This window comes from Micrococcus sp. MS-ASIII-49 (assembly GCF_000946635.1).
GTDB lineage: Bacteria > Actinomycetota > Actinomycetes > Actinomycetales > Micrococcaceae > Micrococcus > Micrococcus luteus.
Genome location: NZ_JXSP01000079.1, coordinates 1 through 1,348, shown reverse-complemented (window position 1 = coordinate 1,348; position 1,348 = coordinate 1). Strand labels below are relative to the sequence as shown.

The window sequence follows — 1,348 nt, the reverse complement described above, 5'->3', positions numbered from 1 at the left end:
CGTCATGACCTCTTACACCTAGGCTTCTCGACCGTGATGTGCATCTCAGAGTGGCCGCACGGGCGGGCATAACCGTCATGGTGTCGAATCGCCTCGAGACGGAATCCGGCTGGCGGCGGTCCCGGTTGCACGGGGTGCGCGCAGACGACACGCTGACCACTGCCACTCTCGACGTGCGGGCACGCGCGGCGGCACTCGACCATGCGGTCGCCACCACCCTGGCCGACGTGGCGCGTGATTTCGCCGGCCTTGACCTCTTCCTCTTTGCCTCCGACCGCAGCGGACGACTGATCCGCCTCGTGGGGCCATGGAAATCGGCGTTGGGGGAGCAGATTCGGCGGCGGGGGCTGGATGTGGGGGTCTGCCTGGCCGAGGAGGCGGCGGGGTTCAACGGGATCGGCGCCGCCCTTGAGCTGGGCCGAGGCGTCGCCGTCGACGGGGAGGAGCACTATCTCGACGCGTTCCGGGCCTTCTCCTGCTTCGGGGTGCCCCTCGCGCATCCGGGCGTCGGGCGCGTCCATGGGGCGCTCAGCGTGGTGACGTTCGCCGGGGCGACGCCGACGCTCGTGGAGGGCCTGGCCCGGCACCTCGGACGACAGATTGAGCAGGCGCTAGGCGCGGCCACGTACGCAGACGAGTTGCGGCTTCTGACGGAGTTCCGCCGCCTCACCCGGGGCCGGGGTAGTGCCGTGGTGGGCGTGGGTGAGGAGTCGATCCTCCTGAATGCCGCGGCGGAGCGGTTGGTGCGGTGTCTCGACGGATCGGAGCTGCGGGCCCTGGCGGTGCGAGCGCGGCGGGGGGAGCTCGACGGTGGCGATGTGGGCGTGGCGGGGGGCTTCAGCGTCGCGGACGTGTCCGAGGCGTCTGGCATGACCCTGATGCGGTTGGAGAGGGCCGCGACGGAAACCACGCCGCGTCCCACGCCGGGGGCGGGGCGCGGGACCTGGGCTCCGGCCGTCGAAGCGGCCCGCGAGGCACGGGGCTCGGTGAGCGTGATCGGGGAGCCCGGCTCCGGCCGCACGGCGGCCGCCCGGAGGATCGCTGGCCCCGACGCCGTCATACTCGAGGTCGGCCGCGCCCAGACCCCCGAGGACACGACCTGGCTACGGGGGCTCGAGGCCCTCGTGCGGCGGCCCGGCCCGCCGGTGGTGGTTGACGACGTCGACGCGCTGGAACCTCGGCTCTTGCCAGGACTGAGACGAGCCCTCCGACAGGGGCGGTGCCGGATTGTCATGACCGCCCAGGTGCAGCCGACGACCGATGTCTCGGCCGTGCTCGCGTTGACGGAGCATCGCGTCCAGCTCTCGCCGCTGCGCCGTCGGCTCGGGTCAAGTCCCTGGAAGTGGTG

The 1,348-nt window shown here is 72.1% G+C and carries 1 protein-coding gene; it reads left to right on the top strand.

The window, feature by feature from the left end; genetic code table 11:
* Positions 1–80: 80 nt before the first annotated feature.
* A partial coding sequence (locus tag SJ20_RS05905) for a hypothetical protein (RefSeq protein WP_165577054.1) occupies positions 81–1,348 on the top strand: 1,268 nt, incomplete at its 3' end.